At 31.0% G+C, this 20213-nt stretch carries 14 protein-coding genes; 10 read left to right on the top strand and 4 right to left on the bottom strand.

The features are described from left to right. Positions 1–75: 75 nt before the first annotated feature. The 4 genes from ACQ65T_RS01835 (at position 76) to ACQ65T_RS01820 (ending at position 6449) form a co-directional block, all read left to right on the top strand. Positions 76–2550, top strand: a complete 2475-nt coding sequence (locus ACQ65T_RS01835; protein ID WP_430399404.1) for a DUF5686 family protein — start codon at positions 76–78, stop codon at positions 2548–2550. A gap of 1 nt (position 2551) precedes the next feature. Further along, entirely contained in the window at positions 2552–3157 is a 606-nt protein-coding gene (locus tag ACQ65T_RS01830) for a DNA-3-methyladenine glycosylase family protein (RefSeq protein ID WP_430399403.1), read from the top strand. 78 nt (positions 3158–3235) lie between these two features. Beyond that, a complete protein-coding gene (locus ACQ65T_RS01825; protein WP_430399402.1) occupies positions 3236–3766 on the top strand; it encodes an inorganic diphosphatase in 531 nt (176 codons plus the stop codon). Positions 3767–3875: 109 nt separating this feature from the next. Beyond that, the gene (locus tag ACQ65T_RS01820) at positions 3876–6449 is read left to right on the top strand and encodes a sodium-translocating pyrophosphatase (protein WP_430399401.1); all 2574 of its coding nucleotides are present in this window, start codon (positions 3876–3878) and stop codon (positions 6447–6449) included. A 57-nt stretch (positions 6450–6506) separates the two neighbouring features. On the opposite strand, the gene ACQ65T_RS01815 is transcribed toward ACQ65T_RS01820, so the two are convergent. The 3 genes from ACQ65T_RS01815 to ACQ65T_RS01805 all read right to left on the bottom strand — a co-directional run bounded on the left by ACQ65T_RS01815 (position 6507) and on the right by ACQ65T_RS01805 (position 8576). Then, the gene (locus ACQ65T_RS01815) at positions 6507–7097 is read right to left on the bottom strand and encodes a carboxymuconolactone decarboxylase family protein (protein WP_430399400.1); all 591 of its coding nucleotides are present in this window, start codon (positions 7095–7097) and stop codon (positions 6507–6509) included. Between the two features lie 76 nt (positions 7098–7173). Further along, a complete protein-coding gene (locus ACQ65T_RS01810) occupies positions 7174–7788 on the bottom strand; it encodes a deoxynucleoside kinase (RefSeq protein WP_430399399.1) in 615 nt (204 codons plus the stop codon). Next, entirely contained in the window at positions 7788–8576 is a 789-nt protein-coding gene (locus ACQ65T_RS01805) for a hypothetical protein (protein WP_430399398.1), read from the bottom strand. The genes ACQ65T_RS01810 and ACQ65T_RS01805 overlap by 1 nt, the downstream gene beginning before the upstream one ends. Before the next feature lie 124 nt (positions 8577–8700). Between ACQ65T_RS01805 and ACQ65T_RS01800 the strand changes: the two genes are divergently transcribed. Together ACQ65T_RS01800 and ACQ65T_RS01795 are read left to right on the top strand one after the other, a co-directional pair. Then, the gene (locus tag ACQ65T_RS01800) at positions 8701–9594 is read left to right on the top strand and encodes a GLPGLI family protein (RefSeq protein ID WP_430399397.1); all 894 of its coding nucleotides are present in this window, start codon (positions 8701–8703) and stop codon (positions 9592–9594) included. Between the two features lie 20 nt (positions 9595–9614). After that, complete coding sequence (locus tag ACQ65T_RS01795; protein WP_430399396.1) at positions 9615–12350, top strand: carboxypeptidase regulatory-like domain-containing protein; 2736 nt, start codon at positions 9615–9617, stop codon at positions 12348–12350. A gap of 66 nt (positions 12351–12416) precedes the next feature. On the opposite strand, the gene metK is transcribed toward ACQ65T_RS01795, so the two are convergent. Continuing rightward, positions 12417–13703: a methionine adenosyltransferase gene (gene metK / locus ACQ65T_RS01790; protein ID WP_430399395.1), complete on the bottom strand. Its 1287-nt coding sequence runs from the start codon at positions 13701–13703 to the stop codon at positions 12417–12419. Between the two features lie 606 nt (positions 13704–14309). Between metK and ACQ65T_RS01785 the strand changes: the two genes are divergently transcribed. Genes ACQ65T_RS01785 through ACQ65T_RS01770 form a run of 4 tightly spaced genes read left to right on the top strand, consistent with a single transcriptional unit; the run spans position 14310 to position 20204 of the window. Continuing rightward, positions 14310–15608 carry an O-acetylhomoserine aminocarboxypropyltransferase/cysteine synthase family protein gene (locus tag ACQ65T_RS01785; RefSeq protein ID WP_430399394.1) on the top strand — a complete coding sequence of 433 codons (1299 nt, stop codon included), beginning with the start codon at positions 14310–14312 and terminating at the stop codon, positions 15606–15608. A 28-nt stretch (positions 15609–15636) separates the two neighbouring features. Next, positions 15637–16608 (top strand): alpha/beta fold hydrolase, encoded by a 972-nt coding sequence (locus ACQ65T_RS01780; protein WP_430399393.1) that lies wholly within the window; start codon positions 15637–15639, stop codon positions 16606–16608. Positions 16609–16615: 7 nt separating this feature from the next. Then, positions 16616–19030 carry a bifunctional aspartate kinase/homoserine dehydrogenase I gene (gene thrA, locus ACQ65T_RS01775; RefSeq protein ID WP_430399392.1) on the top strand — a complete coding sequence of 805 codons (2415 nt, stop codon included), beginning with the start codon at positions 16616–16618 and terminating at the stop codon, positions 19028–19030. 1 nt (position 19031) lies between these two features. After that, positions 19032–20204 carry a trans-sulfuration enzyme family protein gene (locus tag ACQ65T_RS01770; protein ID WP_430399391.1) on the top strand — a complete coding sequence of 391 codons (1173 nt, stop codon included), beginning with the start codon at positions 19032–19034 and terminating at the stop codon, positions 20202–20204. Positions 20205–20213: the final 9 nt, after the last annotated feature.

Genomic DNA, 20213 nt, shown 5'->3' with positions numbered 1-20213 from the left:
ATAACTTACTATATTTGGAACTTCATCAGTATTACTGATGAAGTTTTTTGTTTAAAAGACCACACAAGAAATACAATGAAAAACATATTATTTTTCTTCTTATTATTTACAACAACACTTTTTGCACAATCTAAAGTTGGAGGTAAAGTTGTAGATGAATTTAATGAACCGATTGCTTTTGCTAATGTGTTTTTCAAAAACTCCATAGAAGGAGTCATAACAGATGAAAATGGAAACTTTTATTTTGAAGCTAAAAAAGATTATGAAATTTTAGTAGTTTCTTTCGTTGGTTTTGAAACTAAAGAAATTAAATTAAAACCTGGATTAAATAAAAACTTACTTGTTAAACTTAGTGAGGGAACCACATTAAAAGAAGTTGTAGTATATACTGGGAAAACTTCAAAAAAGAACAATCCTGCATTAGACATCTTAAGAAAAATATGGGAACGTAAAAGGAAAAACGGCCTTCATATGTTTAAGCAGTACAAATATGATAAGTACGAGAAGGTAGAATTTGACATGAATACCCTTGATAGTGCCTTTATGAATAGTAAAATATTCAAAGGAATGGAGTTTATTTTTGACAATGTTGATACGTCTAGAATTACAGGAAAAACATACTTACCTATTTTTATTAACGAAAGTGTCAGTGAAGTATACGGAGACAATGTCATCAAAAAAGAGAAAGAAATATTAAAAGCTACAAAAAATTCTGGCTTTGGAAATGGCGACGGAGTAAACACATTTATAAAAGATCTTTACGCTAATTATGATATTTATGATAATTATTTAAAATTCTTCGACAAAGATTTTGTAAGTCCTCTATCAAGAACTGGAATAAATGTATATAACTACGTTTTAAATGATAGTTCATTTATCGACAATAAATGGTGTTATCACATAGTATATTATCCTAGAAGAAAAAACGAATTAACTTTTAAAGGCTCTTTTTGGGTAAATGACTCTACTTGGGCAATTAAAAAAATCAACCTTGAAGCTAGTAAAAGTGCAAATATTAACTGGGTTAAAGAAATTTATATCGAACAAGAATTCGATGTTTTAAATGATTCTGTTTTCTTATTAAAAAGAGACCACATGATGAGTGATTTTAGTTTCTCTAAGAAAGAAGAATCAAAAGGAGTTTACGGAAAAAGAACAACTGTTGTGAAAAATCATGAATTTGACATTCCAAAAGAAGATAAATTTTATAAAGAAGAAGTTAATTTTTACGACAATAGCGTTTTTAATAAACCTGAAGAATATTGGCAAGAGAATAGGTTTGAAGAGCTCAACGAAAATGAATCTGGTATATATAAAATGCTTGATACACTTGAAACTGTTCCAAGATTTAAGCGAATTTACAACTTAGCCACAATATTAGGTAGCGGATACATTCAATACGGAAATTTTGATTTTGGCCCCATTTTTTCAACTTTTGGATACAATGATGTAGAAGGACAAAGACTAAGAATTGGGGGTAGAACTTATTTTGGACCAAATGACAAATGGAGAATTCAGGGCTATACAGCTTATGGTTTTAAAGACAATAAGTTCAAATATGGAATTTCCGCAAAATGGATGGTTAATACTAAAAATAGGTTAATCCTCTCTATCGGAAACAGGAGAGATGTAGAACAAATGGGAGTTAGTTTAACGACTTCAAATGATGTTTTAGGTAGAAGTTTTGCTTCATCGTCTTTTTTTGCAAGTGGCGTTAATGACAAATTAACATCTATTAATTTAACGAATATAGGCGCAGAAATTGAATTTGTAAAAAACGTTACTTTTAAAACCAACCTGTCATATAGAACATTAGTATCTGCTTCAAATACATTTAGTTTAGATTATTACACTGACGATTTACTAACAAATATTAAAAGTGATGTAAAACAATCTGAAGTAAATTTACAATTAGATTATACTCCAGGAAGGAAGACAGTTGGCTATGGAGTTGACAGACTTGAAGTAGATAACAATTATGCACGAGTTTTCTTAAGTTACAGCCAAGGGTTTAAAGGGGTGTTAGATAGTGATTTCGATTATCAAAAATTACAATTCTATTACAGACAACCTGTTTTAGTAGGAGGATTTGGTAGGCTTTTTACAACTTTTGAGACTGGAAAAATATTTAATGAGGTTCCTTTAGGGTTAATGGGTGTTGTTCCTGGAAATCAATCTTACTTCATCATTGAAAATACATATAACTTACTAGATTGGTATGAGTTTGTGGCTGACGAATATGCATCTTTGCATTTTGAGCATCACTTCAATGGAAAGCTTTTCTCAAGAATCCCTTATTTTAGAAAACTAAACTTAAGAGAAATAATTGGAATAAAAGGAGTTTACGGAAGAGTTTCAGATGAAAATAGATTGATCAATGCATCTGGTCTAAATTATGTTGCACCAGAGGATTTGTATTGGGAATATCACGCAGGTATTGGAAATATATTCAAGGTTTTGAGAATCGACTTTGCATGGCGTGGAAGCTATTTAGATATGCCAAATGCTAACAAATTTGCAGTAAAAGCATCATTCGGATTTTATTTTTAAGATGACCGAAGAACTTGAATTTTTAATCAAAAAAGACAAAGTCCTAAAACAAATTCATGATGATTTAGGGAGCCCTTATATTCCAAACAGACCTGAAGGTTTCGAAACATTGTGTAAGCTTATTATTGAACAACAAGTTTCTTTAGAGTCGGCAAAAGCATGCTTTAAAAATTTAGAAACAAACATTGGAATAATAGTTCCCGAAAATATTTTAAAATATTCTGTAGAGGAATTAAGAACTTTTTCAATAAGCAAACAAAAAGCATCCTATTTAATAGCGCTTTCAAATGCTGTAATTGAAAAATCATTAAACATCGAAAAGCTATCTTCTTTTAATGATGAAGAGATAAGAAGCCAGCTAATAAAAGTAAAAGGAATTGGAAACTGGACCATTGATATATATTTAATGTTTTGTTTGCAAACTAAAGATATAATTCCTATTGGAGATATTGCCGTTGTGAACACAATCAAAAAACTATACAATTGTAACACAAAACAAGAAATCATACAAATTTCTGATAACTGGAGACCCTATAGAAGTATGGCGACTTATTTACTTTGGCACTACTACCTTGCAAAGAGGAATAGAAAACCAATAATTTACTAATAAATTCGAATTACTCCTTTTTTAATAGAATAAAGAATTCGTACCTTTGCACCCCTTAAAAAAAGAAATCTTTTAAAAATGACAGTAGATAAAGTAACTACATTCGATGTGTTAATCGAAATCCCAAGAGGAAGTAGAAACAAGTACGAGTATGATTTTGATATGAAAAGAATGCGTTTTGACAGAATGCTTTTCTCTTCAATGATGTACCCAGCAGATTACGGATTTATTCCTGAAACATTAGCGCTTGATGGAGACCCATTAGATGTTTTAGTTTTAGTAACTGAACCAACTTTCCCTGGATGTGTTATGGAAGTTAAACCAATTGGTGTTTTTCATATGGCTGATGATAAAGGGCCAGATGAAAAAGTAATTTGCGTACCTGTATCTGATCCAATTTGGAATAAGCTAAATGACTTAAGTGATGTAAATACTCATTTAATCAAAGAAATAGAACATTTTTTCCAAGTTTATAAAGATTTAGAAAACAAACAAGTAGATGTTGAAGGATGGGGGAATGTTATTGAGGCAAAAGAAATTTTTATTAAATGTAAAGAGCGCTTCAACGCAATTGAAAACAAACCAGAAGGTTTGTTTAGCATTAGATAATCTATATTTAAATTATTAAAAAAGGCAATATTCATTAGCAATATTGCCTTTTTTGTTTATTTTTGTTTGATTTTGAATAAAATAATATAACCAAAACAATAAAAATTATATGAATTCAATAATGATTTATTTGCCAATAGTGATGGCAATAATTGGTCTTCTATTTATGTGGACTAAAAGAGCGTGGGTTTTAAAACAAGATGCTGGAGATGGTAAAATGAAAGAAATTTCAGATTACATTTATGAGGGTGCTTTGGCATTCTTAAAAGCAGAATACCGATTATTAACGTTTTTTGTAATAGGTGCTAGTGTAATTCTTGCAGGAATTTCATTTATAGTTCCTACAACACATATATTAATTGTAGTTGCATTCATTTTTGGAGCAATTTTTTCTGCACTTGCAGGAAATATGGGAATGAAAATTGCAACTAAAACAAATGTTCGTACAACACAAGCAGCTCGTACAAGCTTACCTCAAGCTTTAAAAGTTTCTTTTGGCGGAGGAACAGTAATGGGACTAGGTGTTGCAGGTTTAGCTGTTTTAGGATTAACAGCATTCTTTATTTTCTTCTTCCATTATTTTATGGGTGGCGTTTGGACTTCAACAGATCAAATGACAATTGTACTTGAAACTTTAGCTGGTTTCTCTTTAGGAGCTGAATCTATTGCTTTATTTGCTCGTGTTGGTGGGGGTATTTATACAAAAGCTGCCGATGTTGGAGCTGATTTAGTTGGAAAAGTTGAAGCTGGTATTCCAGAAGACGATCCTCGTAATCCTGCTACTATTGCAGATAACGTTGGAGACAATGTTGGAGATGTTGCTGGAATGGGAGCTGATTTATTTGGTTCTTATGTTGCAACTGTATTAGCTGCAATGGTTTTAGGAAACTATGTAATTAAAGACATGGGTGGAAAAATAGACGACGCTTTTGGTGGAATTGGTCCAATTTTATTACCAATGACAATTGCAGGTTTTGGAATTTTATTCTCTATCATTGGAACTTTATTAGTAAAAATTAATAGTGATGATGCAAAAGAAGCACAAGTTCAAAAAGCATTAAATATTGGAAACTGGGTTTCTATTGTTTTAACTGCAATTTCATGCTTTGTTTTAGTAAAATATATGTTACCTGAAACAATGAATATGAATTTCTTTGGTGAAGGTTTAATGGAAATTTCTTCAATGAGGGTATTTTATGCTTCATTAATTGGATTGTTTGTAGGTGGAGCTATTTCATCGGTTACTGAATATTATACAGGATTAGGTACAAAACCAGTATTGGCAATTGTACAAAAATCTTCAACAGGAGCAGGAACAAACGTAATTGCAGGTTTAGCTACAGGAATGATTTCTACTTTCCCAACAGTTATCTTGTTTGCTGCTGCAATTTGGTCTACTTATGCTTTAGCAGGATTTTATGGAGTTGCTTTGGCTGCTTCTGCTATGATGGCAACAACAGCAATGCAATTAGCAATTGACGCATTTGGACCTATTGCTGATAACGCAGGTGGTATCGCTGAAATGAGTGAATTACCTAAAGAAGTTCGTACACGTACAGATATATTAGATTCAGTTGGTAACACAACTGCTGCAACAGGAAAAGGTTTTGCAATTGCTTCTGCTGCATTAACATCATTGGCATTATTTGCAGCTTATGTGACATTTACAGGTATTGACGGTATTAATATTTTCAAAGCTCCAGTATTAGCAATGTTATTTGTGGGAGGTATGATTCCTGTAGTATTCTCTGCATTAGCAATGAATTCTGTCGGTAAAGCTGCAATGGACATGGTGTACGAAGTTCGTCGTCAGTTTAAAGAAATTCCAGGAATTATGGAAGGAACTGGAAAACCTGAATATGGTAAATGTGTTGAAATTTCTACAAAAGCCGCATTAAGAGAAATGATGTTGCCAGGAATTTTAACAATTGGTTTCCCTATTGCAATTGTAATCTTAGGAATGTTAGTTTATCCAGAAAACAATCAATTAGTTGCTGAAATGCTAGGTGGTTATATGGCAGGGGTAACTGTTTCTGGTGTACTTTGGGCTGTGTTTCAAAACAATGCAGGTGGAGCTTGGGATAATGCTAAAAAATCTTTTGAGGCAGGTGTAGAAATTAACGGAGAAATGACTTTTAAAGGTTCTGATGCTCATAAAGCGGCAGTAACTGGTGATACAGTTGGAGATCCATTTAAAGATACTTCAGGACCATCTATGAATATTTTAATTAAGTTAACTTGTTTAATTGGTTTAGTTATCGCGCCTATTTTAGGTGGTCATGGAGCAAGCACTGAAAAAGGAGCTTGTTGTTCAACAACTGAAGTTGTTTGTGATAGTGGGAAATGCGATTTATCTAAATGTGCAACAATGACTAAAGATGAATGTGCAGCGATGTGTGAAAGTAATGGATGTTCTGAAGCATGTAAAGAAAAATGCATGTCTCAATACGATGAAAATGGAAAGTATATTGGAAATGCTGCTCATGTTCATGGTCCAAACTGTAACCATGACAAAGCGGAAATCAAAGATGTGAAAATTGAAAAAACTAAATCAGCTGACGGAAAAGTTACTGCTAAAGTTACTCTAACAACAATAGTTGATGGAAAAGAGACTAAAGAAGAAAAAGTTTTTGAAGGTGATGACTTAGAAGTTGAAGCAAAAATTGCTGAATTAGGTTTGTAATAAAACAACTAAATAAATATTATAAAAAAATGGCCTTGAATATTCAAGGCCATTTTTTTATTTATGTTTTCCAATTTCCCAACCGGTTTTTCCTAGATATTGATTTCCGCTCTCAATGGCATCATCTTCAAGCATCGTTCCCATTGAATCATTCCAACGGTTTAAGTAACCAAATAAAGATATAACACCAAGCATTTCTACAATTTCACCTTCATTCCAATATTTGTATAATTCAGTTTTAATTTCTTCATTAACAGCATTAGGAATTACTGAGGCTGCTAATGAAAAGTCTAAAGCTACTCTTTCAGCGTCAGTAAATGCAGCATGTGTTTTATATTCCCAAATGTTATCTAATTTTTCTTTATCTGCGCCATAACGTTCAGCGGCTCTGATAGCATGTGCTTGACAATATCTACATCCGGTTGCATTACTGCTAACCCAAGCAATCATTCTTTTCAAAGAAGAAGTCACCCTTCCTTGATTATCCATTACAGCTTTGTTTAAATTAATAAAAGCTTTAGAAATTAAAGGTCGATGTTGCATTGTTAATACAGAATTAGGACAAAACCCTAATGTTTCATTAAAAAATGCAGCCAATTCTCTTGTTTCTGCATCATGATCTGGAGATAGCGGGGTAACTAAAGGCATAAGTTTTAAATTTTGATTATTGCTAAAATAATAAATGCCACTAAAGTGGCATTATAAAAGTTGTTAAAATTTATTGTTAGAACAATCCGTTGATTTCAGCGTCAATTCTATTAATAATATTTCCTAAATCTTCTGGGTTGTCAACAAAATTAATGTTGTCAACGTCTATAATTAAAAGTTTCCCTTTGTCATATGTTTGTACCCATGCTTCATAACGCTCGTTCAATCGGCTTAAATATTCAATTGAAATGGTGTTTTCGTAATCTCTTCCTCTTTTGTGAATTTGATCAACTAAATTAGGAATGGAGCTTCTTAAATAAATCAATAAATCTGGTGAACCCACAAGGTCTTCCATTAAGTCAAATAAAGATTTATAATTGTTATAATCTCTATTTGTCATCAACCCCATTGCATGTAAGTTTGGCGCAAAAATATATGCGTCCTCATAAATGGTTCTGTCTTGAATAGTTGTTTTTCCTGTTTCTTTAATTTCTCTAACTTGCCTAAAGCGACTGTTTAAAAAATAAATTTGAAGGTTAAAACTCCATCTTTCCATTTGGTGGTAAAAATCATCTAAGTAAGGATTGTCAACAACATCTTCAAAATGTGCATCCCATTTAAAATGTTTTGCTAGTAACTTTGTTAAAGTTGTTTTTCCAGCACCAATATTTCCCGCTATTGCAATATGCATTAAAAATTAATTTGGTAGTTAATAATTTTATTGTTTGTAAAAATAGATAAAATTCCATCTTTAAAGAAAAAATTATGAAATGATTTTTCGCTAATATTTAATTTAGAAATCGTTTTAAAGCCAAAATCGTAAGCAAAGAAAGAACCATTATTAATAAAGATGATTTTGCTTTCATCTAAAAAACAAAATCCTTCATTTGGAGGTAAATTTCCTATTTTTTGTATTTTTCCAAATATCGAAATTGATAGGTATTCGTTATTCTCATTTACAAAATAAAACAAATTATAAGTTGTCATTTTTTTTGTAATATTTCCTTTAAGTGGTGTCGATAAAAATTTTATTGATGAAGTAATTAAATCATAGATGCCAATTTTTTGTGATACACTGTCAAAAAACCAAAGCTTATTTTGACCACCAAAGCCTATTGATGTTATAATCAAATTTTGGTTAATTGAATTAAAATCTATTTTTTGAACCTCGTTTAGTTGATTGTCAAGTAAAATAACAATATTAAAACTTTTATATAGTAATATTATCTGTAATGGGTTTTCAATACTTATATCGTCTATTTTTCCAAGGGCTAAATTTTTATAATTGTATGTCTGGTTATTGTTTTGTTTTAATAATTCATTGTTGACTAAGTAGTAATAATTCTGAAAATTATCTTTTCCGATGAATTTATTTATTTTTCTAAACTGTAATGAGTCTAATTTATTACATGTGTAATTTGTTTGTGCGGACAAACTAAAAGAGATGATTATGAATAAATATCTTAAAATAATGCTCATTTTTTAAAATCAATTAAACCTTTTGTTTTTTTTAATGTCTAAATGTAATATTAATATGTTAAATGTTGTAACAAAATTAATAGTTAATAGTCTTAATTAGTATAATTAATCAAACAAGTAAAAAATGAAAAAAATACTTATTGCATCGTTAGTGATGTTTTCTGGCTTTTTAGAAGCACAAGATTTTCAAGGAATGGCAGTTTATGAGTCAAAAACAAGTACTGCGGATTTCATGAAGGGAATGGGTGGGAATAGAGATATTACTCCGGAGATGCAAAAAAATATAGAAGAAAGAATGAAAAAAATGTTTGAAAAAACATTTATTTTAAATTTTGATAAGTCTGCTTCTATATACAAAGAAGAGGAAGTACTTGATGCTCCTGGTCAACAAGGTGGTGGAAGAATGATGTCGTCTATGATGGGCGGAGGGGGAACTCAATATAAAAATGTAAAAACAAAACAAGTTATTATTGATAGAGAGTTTTTTGGTAAGGAATTTTTAATAAAAGACTCACTTCCTAAATTAGAGTGGAAATTAGAAGGAGAGTCAAAAATGATTGGACAGTACAATTGTTTTAAAGCTACAGCTGTACGTCCTGTGAGCGACTCTGATTTTAGAAATTTCCGTTTTAGAGGTGGAAAAGATGATGAGAAAAAAGAAAAGGGCGAAGCTGAAGTTAAAAAAGACTCTACAAGTTCAAAAACAAACTTAATGGATCAATGGGAAATGCCTAAAGAAATTGTTATTACGGCATGGTATTCTCCAGAAATCCCTGTCAATCAAGGGCCTGAAAATTATTGGGGTTTGCCTGGTTTAATCTTGGAAGTTAACGATGGTAAAACTTCTATTTTGTGTTCTAAAATTGTTATGAATACAAAAGAAAAAGTTGAAATCAAAGCTCCTTCAAAAGGAAAAGAAGTTACGCAAAAAGAGTATGATGAAATTGTTAAAAACAAAATGGAGGAAATGAGAGAAATGTACGGCGGAAAAGGTGGTCGTGGCGGAAGATTTCATTAATACTTTTGAGAACATATACAATGAAAAAAATAATATTGATTATAACAATGGCACTTTCTATGAGTGCCATTTCACAAAATATTCGTGTTGAAGGTTTTGTTAAAGACAGTACAGGTTTAGGATTAGAAATGGCAAATGTAATGGCTATTAATAAAGATACCAAAACAATGGATGCTTATGCTATTACGAATGAAAGAGGGAGGTACTTCCTTAATTTAAAAGCAAATGCATCATATGATATTAAGGCTAGCTATATTGGTTATGAGTCATTCGACTCTGTTTTAAAAACGAGTGCTGCGAATATGGATTATAATATCTTAATGAGTGCAGGTGTTCAATTAAATAATGTTGAGGTTGTGTACGAAATGCCTGTCACAATCTCTGGTGATACCATTATTTATAATTCGGACTCATTTACAAACGGTACTGAGAGAAAATTAGAGGATGTACTTAAAAAGCTCCCAGGTGTTGAGGTTAATGCCGACGGAGAAATTCAAGTTGAAGGAAAGACTGTGTCCAAAGTTATGGTAGAAGGAAAAGACTTTTTTGATGGTGATACAAAAATTGCTACAAAAAATATTCCTGCAAACGCATTAGATAAGATTCAAGTTCTAAGAAATTATAATGAAGTTTCTAATTTAAAGGGACTTGAAAATAATGAAGAGAGTATAGCTATTAATATAAAGTTAAAAGAAGGTAAAAAGAATTTTTGGTTTGGTGATATTACTGCTGGTGGTGGATTTAGGGATAATGAAACAGATGGATATTTGGTTAATCCAAAATTGTTTTACTATAGTCCAAAATATAGTATTAATGTAATTGGAAATATTAATAACATAGGTGAGTTGCCACTAACAGCTAGAGATTATTTTAAATTTACCGGAGGATTTAGAAATATGATGAGCAAAGGAGGTTCTTCTTTCAACGTAACCTCAAATGATTTAGGTATTTTAGGATTAAGAAATAACCAAGCTGCTAATATAGAAACTAAGTTTGGGGCTGCAAATTTTAGTTATAATCCAACAAAATCATGGACTATAAGTGGTTTTGGTATTTTCTTAAATAACAAAACGAATATTCAAACAAATTCTGTCACAGATAGGACTGATAATTTACCTGACGGATCTACACAAGAAATTACAGAGACTAAGTCTGAAAGTACTATTCAGAGAAGTCAACAAACGCTATTGAAATTAAGCTCTAGTTATGTTCCTTCAGCAAAATTACATTTAGATTATGATGCTTTAATTAAAGTGTCTGATCAAAAAGAAAGTCAAGGTTTGTTTTCTTCTTTATTATCTGATATTTATACAAATAAAAAACAAAACCCTTTTTCTATTAATCAGAATTTAAATTATTATTATACATTAAATACTAAAAATGTATTTGCATTTGAAATGCAAAATTTATTCCAAGAAGAAGACCCTTTTTATAATGCGAATTTAGCTAATCAACCGTTTGTTTTGTCGGGCTATGATAATGGTCAAGTACGAAATGATGTTACTCAAAATCGATTTGTAAAAACAAATAAAACTGATGTAAAGTTTGATTATTATTATATGGTTACACCAAAGAGTAATATTAATTTTACAATTGGTAATACTTACTCTTATCAAAACTTTGATTCTCATATTTTTCAGGTTTTAGACAATGGGAATATTAATGATTTAAATGATGTAGAAAACAATAATAATGTTGATTATGTGTTTAATGATTTGTTTTTAGGAGTTCATTATAAGTTTATTAAGGGTAAGTTTACTTTTAATCCTGGATTTAGTATTCACCAATTTAATACTAAAGACTTACAGTTAAATTCAACTAATAAGAATAGTTTTAATCGTTTCTTGCCAGATGTTTATGCCTTGTTTCAAATTAAGAAATCAGAGACTTTAACTTATAATTATAGTATGACGAATACCTTTACTGATGTCAATAGATTGGCTGAAGGTTTTGTGTTTTCAAACTACAATAGTTTGTTTAGTGGAAATCGAAATTTGGAAAATTCATTATCACATGTTCATAGTTTAAGATATTTTAAATATAACATGTTTAATTTCGAAAACATATTTGCAAATTTAACTTATACTAAGCAAGTTGATGGAATAAAGAATAGAGCCTTGTTCACTGGAGTCAATCAAATTTCTTCGGCGATAAATATGAACTCAAATTTTGCAGACGAAACTTTCAGCGGAAACTTTAATTACGGTCGTTCATTTGCTAGATATTATAAGGCATCTGGAGGAGTAAATGTAAATTGGAGTAGGTTTAATAATATTCGTGTTTATCCTGATTCTGATTCTGACCCTACAAATAACCCAACCGAAATACAAACAACAAAGTCGTTTACACAAAATTATAATGTTCGTTTTTCAACAAATTTTAAAACAGTGCCAAATATTGGTTTGTCTTATGGTTTGACAATTAATGACAACTTTAGTGATGTTTTTTATACAGACAGTCCTGCAGTAACTTTAGAATACTATTTTTTAGATGCTTTTTCATTCACATCTGAATATAATTTTTATCACAATAGAAATAAATCCAAAACTATTGAGACGGAATATGATTTCTTAAACGCTTCTTTGATTTATCAAAAGAAAGATAGTAAATGGGAGTATAAATTGTCGGCTACTAATTTATTAGATACAAGAGCTTTAAATGACAATAGTTTCAGTCAATTAGGCGGTTCTAGTACTTTCTCAAGTTATGTAGTTCAGCCTAGATATGTAATTTTAAGTTTAAAATATAATTTATAAATTTCACTATTACACATAAAAAAACCACGCTAAATGCGTGGTTTTTTTATGTGTAAATATTTTTAATTACAAATTAAATGCAGCTTGAACTTTCTCTACAAAGTCTAATTTTTCCCATGTAAATAATTCAACAGTAACTGATTTTGGTTCTCCATTAGGTAAGCTAAATGTTTTAGTTACTGTTTCTGGAGTTCTTCCCATATGCCCATAAGCAGCTGTTTCACTATAAATAGGGTTTCTTAATTTTAAACGTTGTTCAATAAAATATGGACGCATATCGAAAATTTCTTCAACAACTTTGCTTATTTCTCCGTCAGTCATATTTAATGTTGAAGTTCCATAAGTGTTTACGTTTATTGAAGTAGGTTGTGCAACGCCAATTGCATAAGAAACTTGAACTAATACTTCTTCGCATAAACCTGCGGCAACTAAGTTTTTAGCAATATGACGAGTCGCATAAGCGGCAGAACGGTCTACTTTACTTGGGTCTTTGCCAGAGAAAGCACCACCGCCATGAGCTCCTTTACCACCATAAGTGTCTACAATAATTTTTCTCCCTGTTAACCCTGTATCTCCATGAGGTCCTCCAATTACGAAAACGCCTGTAGGGTTAATGTGATAAGTGATTTCATCATTAAATAAATGTGCATATTGTGGATATTGTGCTTTTATTCTTGGAATTAATATAGAAACTAAATCAGTTTTAATTTTTGCCAACATCTCATTTTCAGCAGCCACTTTATCTTCTTTCGAATTGGATTTTGGCTTTACAAAGTCGTCATGTTGAGTAGAAATTACAATTGCATCTATACGAACAGGTTTGTTGTCGTCAGAGTATTCTAAAGTAACTTGAGATTTTGCATCTGGTCGTAAATAGGTAATGTCTTTATTTTCTCTTCTTAGTTTTGCTAATTCAATTAATAAAGCATGTGACAAATCTAAAGCTAATGGCATGAAGTTTTCGGTTTCATTGGTTGCGTAACCAAACATCATTCCTTGATCTCCTGCTCCTTGATCTTCTTTCTTAGCTCTGTCAACACCTTGGTTAATATCAGCAGATTGTTCATGAATTGCAGATAAAATACCACATGAGTTAGCTTCAAACATGTATTCGCTTTTAGTATAACCAATTTTCTTGATTACATCTCTAGCAATTTGTTGTACATCTAAATAAGTGTCTGATTTCACTTCTCCGGCTAAAATTACTTGACCGGTTGTTACAAGTGTTTCACAAGCAACTTTAGACTCTGGATCAAATGCTAGAAAGTTATCAATTAATGCGTCACTAATTTGGTCTGCAACTTTGTCTGGATGTCCTTCACTTACAGATTCTGACGTAAATAAATAAGCCATAATATAATTTATTATTTAAATTAATGTTTCTAAGGGAAAAAAATATAATTGCACGCGAACACTAAAGGAGGGATTCTGCTTTAGCATTTTTTAACGAGGTTGCAATCAGTTCAAATTTTTCCTCTTTGTTTCGTTTGCAAATTTATAAAATCAAATTGAATTTCAGGTTGATATTCTTTTTTTTTTAAACATCCTGAATTATTGATGAATGTTGTTTTTATAGATTGTGTTTTTGTTATAATTAACTATTTTAGAATTAAAATCTAAATATATTTAAAATTAAAACAAAATATAGAAAATTTATCTATTAATTTTTTTATTTTAGAAATTAAATCTAGTTTTGCCTCGTCAAATTAAAACAAAGTAAAAATGATTTTTAAAATGTGCAATATGTGTATGATGATGTGGATTATTCCGCAGAGGATAACTATTGTGTAATTTTAAAATTAATTAATCAATTCTAACCTCTGTTCATTACAGGGGTTTTTTTATGTCCAATTTTAAAAATAGAAGAGTGAGAGTTTATCTATCAAGAAGTTTATGTCGAATGTGTCTAAAAAAAACATTACAGATTAAATAGTTAATAATAATAAATAATAAATTAAAATGAGTACACAAAAATTTTCAACAAAAGCATTACACGCAGGTCATGATACCACAAAAACAGAAGGAACAAGAGCTGTCCCTATTTATCAAACGAGTTCTTATGTGTTTAATGATTCTGATCATGCGGCAAATTTATTTGGTTTAACGGAAGCAGGATATATTTATACACGACTCAATAATCCAACAAATGATGTTTTAGAACAGCGTTTAGCGCAATTAGAGCATGGAATTGGAGCTGTTGTCACCGCTTCAGGAACGTCTGCAATTGCAACTGCCTTATTAGTGTTGCTTAAAGCAGGCGATCATATTGTTGCATCAAGTAGTCTATATGGCGGAACCTATAATTTATTGAGTGTTACATTACCAAGGCTAGGTATTATAACCACATTTGTAGATCCTTCAAATCCTGAAAATTTCAATAAAGCAGTGCAAGAAAACACGAGAGTAATTTTCGCAGAAAGCCTAGGGAATCCAAAGTTAGACGTGTTAGATTTAAAAGCAATTTCTAAAGTTGCTAAAGCAAATAAAATTCCATTTGTAGTAGATAATACTGTTGCAACTCCATATTTGCTTAACCCAATTTTACATGGGGCTGATATTGTAATTCATTCGCTTACAAAATACATAACAGGTAATGGAACTTCTCTTGGAGGTGTTATTGTTGATGCTGGAAAATTCGATTGGACTAATGGAAAGTTTCCTGAATTTACAGAGCCGTCTGCTTGTTATCATGGATTGAAATATCATGATGTTTTAGGAGCGGCTTCATTCATTGCAAAAGTTAGAATAGAAGGATTGAGGGATTTTGGTGCAGCTTTGAGTCCGTTTAATGCTTTTCAAATTCTTCAAGGTTTAGAAACGTTATCTATTCGAATAAAAAAACACAGTGAAAATGCATTGGCTTTAGCAAAATGGTTACAAAACCAAGAGCAAGTGGCTTGGGTTAATTATCCGGGTCTTGAAAGTTCACCGTATTATGATTTAGCTAAACAATATTTACCTGAAGGACATAGTGGCGTAGTGACTTTCGGATTAAAAGGTGGTTTTGAGGCGGCTAAAAAAGTAGCTGACAATACTAAGTTATTTTCTCTCTTGGCTAATATTGGCGATACAAAATCATTAATTATTCATCCAGCAAGTACAACACACCAACAATTATCTGATAAAGAGCAATTAACAACAGGTGTTTCTAAAGATTTAATAAGATTGTCAGTTGGTTTGGAGGATATTGAAGATTTAAAAGAAGATTTAAAAGTTGTTTTTGAAAAATTAATATCTGAAAAATTAGTATTAGTTTAATCTTTTAGAATTTTATTAAAAAAATTACATGTCTGATTTGAAAAAAATAGTATTTCATAACGTTGTCTTAAAAAATGGGAAGCTACAAGAAAAAATTATGGTTAGTTATCAACTGTTTGGAAGGTCAGTTGGAAGCGCTCCTTTAGTAATTGTAAACCATGCATTAACTGGGAATTCACAAGTTATTGGAGAGAATGGTTGGTGGAATGAATTAGTTGGAGAACATAAAATTATAGATACAAATAAGTATACCATTTTAGCATTCAATATTCCAGGGAATGGTTTTCTAGATGAAGGAAATTTAATTGAAAACTATCAAGATTTCACCACTTACGATATTGCTAATTTATTTTGGAAAGGAATTGATTCATTTCGAGTGAATCAGGTGTTTGCCGTAATTGGTGGAAGTTTGGGAGGAGCTATTGCATGGGAAATGGCTGTAATTCGCCCTAAAGCGATTACGCATTTAATCCCAATTGCAACAAGTTGGAAAGCTTCCGATTGGATAATAGGGAATGTGTTAATTCAAGATTTGATTCTGAATAATTCTAAAAACCCAATTCACGATGCACGAATTCATGCCATGATGTTGTACAGAACACCTGAATCATTAAAAGATAAATTTGAAAATAGTCTTCAAAACGTGAAAGACGAAACATTTTTTAAAGTAGAAAGTTGGCTGTTGCATCATGGTGAAAAATTGCAAAGCAGATTTCAACTTTCTTCATACAAATTAATGAATCATTTGTTGAAAACGGTTGATGTTTTAAAATTTAACACTGCTGAAGAGTTGGCAAATATAATTCAATCTAATATTTACCTGGTTTCTACAAATACGGATTATTTCTTTACTGCAAATGATATTAGAATATGTTTTACAAATTTGAAAAAGTATAAGCAAAATGTGTTTTATGATGAAATTAAATCTATTCACGGACATGATGCTTTTTTAATAGAATACAAACAGTTAAATGAAATTTTAAAACCAATATTTAAATAGCGTAAAAATGAAAATACTAAAATTTGGAGGTAAATCTTTGGCAAATGGAGAAGGTTTAGAAAGAGTTGTACAGACAATCGCACAAAAATATTTCAATAATGAGCCAATTACTGTTGTGGTTTCTGCTCGTGGTAATGCAACTGATGAATTGGTTATTTTGCTTAAAAAAGCACAAGCAAATATTGCTTATAAAAATGATTTTGAAGAGTTTAAAAATTATCAGTTATACGGGTTGAAAGAAAATATTTTTAAAAATGATTTTTTAAAATTAGAAAAAATATTCGAAGGAGTTTTGTTGCTTGGAGATTATAGTGAGAAAATAAAAGATCAGGTAATTGCTTTTGGTGAAATTATTTCTGCAAAATACATTACTCAATTACTTATTGAAAATAATATTAAGGCTAGTTTTACCGATGCTAGAGAGTTGATTAAAACAGACGTTAATTTTGGGAATGCGCAACCTATAGAAGCGGTTTCAAGACGAAATGTTATTAATTATTTTAATGATAATCAGGATGTTGTAAATGTTGTAACAGGTTTTATTGGTTCTACTTTACATAATGAAACGACTACTTTAGGTAGAAATGGAAGTAATTATACAGCTTCATTATTAGCTAATTATTTAAATGCATCTGAATTTCAAAATTTTACTCATGTTGACGGAATTTTTACAGCAAACCCTGATTTAGTTATCGATGCTAAGAAAATAGAGCGTTTGTCCTTTAACGAAGCAAATGAGTTAGCGAATTTTGGTGCGCAAATTTTACATGCAAAAACTATAATTCCATTAGTGGAAAAAAATATTCCTTTGCGAATTCTAAATACATTTAATACAGATAACACAGGAACTTTAATCACTTCAGAGCAAACTAACGAAGGAATTAAGTCACTTTCGGTTTTAACAAATGTGTCACTAATCAATTTAGAAGGAAGAGGTTTACTTGGAAAAACAGGTGTGGATGCTCGAATTTTTAGGGTAATGGCAGAAAATGATGTTAGTGTAAGTATCATTTCGCAAGGTTCTTCAGAAAGAGGAATAGGTTTGGTTGTAAATTCAGATAAAGCATCAAAAGCATTATTAGGTTTAGAAAAAGAATTTGAAAATGATTTTTACACCAAAGATGTAAACAAAATTTCTGTAAATGATAATATTGCGGTAATTTCAATCATAGGTCAAGATTTGAGTAATTTCTATAAGCCATACACGGCTTTGATTCGAAATAAAATCACACCAATTCTTTTAAACAATACAATTACAGGTAGAAACATTAGCTTGGTTATAGATGAACGTGAATTTAAACGTGCTTTAAATGTTATCCATGGAGAAATTTTTGGAGTATCAAAAAAAATCAACATTGCAGTTTTTGGACATGGTTTAGTTGGTGGAACACTCATAGATCAAATTGTTGCTTCGGCAGAAAAAATTGAAAAAAAGAAAGGAGTTAAATTAAATGTGTTTGCAGTTTCCAATTCTAAAAAAGTAGTGTTGAATAAATTTGGAATTGGAGAAAATTGGAAATCTGCATTACAGGAAAAAGGAGTTTTGTACACTATTGGAGATGTAATTTCATATGCTAAAGAACATCATTTAGAAAATTTAATTGCTATTGATAATACTGCTAGCGCAACTTTTGTTGAAAATTATATTGCTTTGGCAGAAAATAGTTTCGATTTAATTTCTTCTAATAAAGTTGCTAATACAATAAGTTTCGATTTTTACAGCAAACTACGAAAAGTTTTAAAAGATAATCAAAAAGAATACTTGTATGAAACTAATGTTGGTGCTGGTTTGCCTTTAATTGATACGATTAAATTGTTGCATTTGTCTGGCGAGAATATTACTAAAATAAAAGGTGTTTTTTCAGGTTCATTAAGTTATTTGTTTAATAATTATTCTAAAAAAGAAATTCCATTTAGTCAAGTTTTACAAGAAGCAATAGATAAAGGATTCACTGAGCCAGACCCAAGAGAAGATTTATGCGGAAACGATGTGGGTCGAAAATTATTAATACTAGCACGCGAATTAGATTTACAAAATGAATTTAAAGAAGTCATAATACAAAATTTAATTCCGGAAAATCTTCAAGAAGGAAATGTAGGAGAGTTTTTAACCAGATTAAAAGAATTTGATTCGCCTTATGAAGAGATTAAGAATAGTCAACAAGAAAGCCATGTGTTGCGTTACATAGGTGAGTTGTCGGGAGATTTACAACAAGATAAAGGTAAATTAGAAGTAAAATTAGTTTCGGTTCCTGCTAATTCGGCATTAGGCTCGCTTCAAGGTTCCGATTCTATTTTTGAAATTTATACCGAATCGTATGGTGAGCAGCCTATTGTAATTCAAGGTGCAGGTGCAGGAGCAAATGTTACTGCTAGAGGGGTTTTTGGAGATATTTTACGTTTATCGGATAAAAAATTATAAAATGTGTAAGCAAGAATTAGGTTTTGAAACCAAAGCAATACGTTCGCAATTAGAACGAACACAATTTTCAGAGCATTCTGTGCCATTATATTTAACATCGAGTTTTGTTTTTGATGATGCGGAAGATATGCGCGCTTCTTTTGCGGAAGAGAAGGAGAGAAATTTGTATAGTAGATTTTCCAATCCAAACACATCTGAATTTGTGGAGAAAATCTGCCAAATGGAAGGTGCGGAATATGGTTTTGCATTTGCAACAGGTATGGCTGCTGTATATTCTACTTTTGCAGCATTGTTAAATTCAGGCGATCACATTGTTTCTGTAGGAAGTGTTTTTGGTTCAACGCATACTTTGTTTACCAAGTATTTCCCTAAATGGAATATTACAACAAGTTATTTTGATATTAATAAGCCAGAAACAATTGAGGATTTTATTAAGCCCAATACAAAAATCATATTTGCTGAATCGCCAACAAATCCTGCGGTGGATATTTTAGATTTAGAGCTTTTAGGGAAAATTGCTAAAAAGCACAACTTGATTTTGATTATAGATAATTGTTTTGCAACGCCTTATATTCAAAATCCAATCCAATTTGGTGCCGATTTAGTGATTCATTCTGCAACCAAATTAATAGATGGTCAAGGTAGAGTTTTAGGTGGAGTAACAGTTGGACGTTCTGATTTGGTTCGTGAAATTTATTTGTTTTCTAGAAATACAGGTCCAGCTTTGTCGCCTTTCAATGCTTGGATATTATCAAAAAGTTTAGAAACGTTGCCAGTTCGAATTGAAAAACATTGTGAGAATGCTTTAAAAGTGGCTGAATTTTTAGAAGCGCATCCAAAAGTTCGAATGGTAAAATATCCGTTTCTAAAATCACATCCGCAATATGAGGTGGCTAAAAAACAAATGAAATTGGGGGGGAATATTGTGGCTTTTGAAATTAAAGGGGGGATAGTTGCTGGGCGTAATTTTTTAGATAAAATAAAATTATGCTCTCTTTCTGCAAATTTAGGAGATACACGCTCTATTGTTACACATCCGGCATCCACAACACATAGTAAGTTGTCGATAGAAGAACGATTAGCGGTTAGTATTACAGATGGATTAGTAAGAGTGTCTGTAGGATTAGAAACAGTAGCGGATATAATTGCAGATTTAAAACAAGCATTAGATTAAAATTAATTT

Source organism: Flavobacterium sp. (genome assembly GCF_965284515.1).
Lineage (GTDB): Bacteria > Bacteroidota > Bacteroidia > Flavobacteriales > Flavobacteriaceae > Flavobacterium.
Note: the sequence above shows the minus strand (reverse complement) of the source record. Positions and strands in the feature narration are given on the sequence as shown.

What these genes read in the sequence shown, in the direction of transcription:
- ACQ65T_RS01815 (WP_430399400.1), bottom strand. Translation starts at nt 7,097, where the DNA reads ATGCCTTTAGTTACCCCGCTATCTCCAGATCATGATGCAGAAACAAGA.
- ACQ65T_RS01795 (WP_430399396.1), top strand. Translation starts at nt 9,615, where the DNA reads ATGAAAAAAATAATATTGATTATAACAATGGCACTTTCTATGAGTGCC.
- ACQ65T_RS01810 (WP_430399399.1), bottom strand. Translation starts at nt 7,788, where the DNA reads ATGCATATTGCAATAGCGGGAAATATTGGTGCTGGAAAAACAACTTTA.
- ACQ65T_RS01805 (WP_430399398.1), bottom strand. Translation starts at nt 8,576, where the DNA reads ATGAGCATTATTTTAAGATATTTATTCATAATCATCTCTTTTAGTTTG.
- ACQ65T_RS01835 (WP_430399404.1), top strand. Translation starts at nt 76, where the DNA reads ATGAAAAACATATTATTTTTCTTCTTATTATTTACAACAACACTTTTT.
- ACQ65T_RS01825 (WP_430399402.1), top strand. Translation starts at nt 3,236, where the DNA reads ATGACAGTAGATAAAGTAACTACATTCGATGTGTTAATCGAAATCCCA.
- metK (WP_430399395.1), bottom strand. Translation starts at nt 13,703, where the DNA reads ATGGCTTATTTATTTACGTCAGAATCTGTAAGTGAAGGACATCCAGAC.
- ACQ65T_RS01830 (WP_430399403.1), top strand. Translation starts at nt 2,552, where the DNA reads ATGACCGAAGAACTTGAATTTTTAATCAAAAAAGACAAAGTCCTAAAA.
- ACQ65T_RS01785 (WP_430399394.1), top strand. Translation starts at nt 14,310, where the DNA reads ATGAGTACACAAAAATTTTCAACAAAAGCATTACACGCAGGTCATGAT.
- ACQ65T_RS01770 (WP_430399391.1), top strand. Translation starts at nt 19,032, where the DNA reads ATGTGTAAGCAAGAATTAGGTTTTGAAACCAAAGCAATACGTTCGCAA.
- ACQ65T_RS01800 (WP_430399397.1), top strand. Translation starts at nt 8,701, where the DNA reads ATGAAAAAAATACTTATTGCATCGTTAGTGATGTTTTCTGGCTTTTTA.
- ACQ65T_RS01820 (WP_430399401.1), top strand. Translation starts at nt 3,876, where the DNA reads ATGAATTCAATAATGATTTATTTGCCAATAGTGATGGCAATAATTGGT.
- thrA (WP_430399392.1), top strand. Translation starts at nt 16,616, where the DNA reads ATGAAAATACTAAAATTTGGAGGTAAATCTTTGGCAAATGGAGAAGGT.
- ACQ65T_RS01780 (WP_430399393.1), top strand. Translation starts at nt 15,637, where the DNA reads ATGTCTGATTTGAAAAAAATAGTATTTCATAACGTTGTCTTAAAAAAT.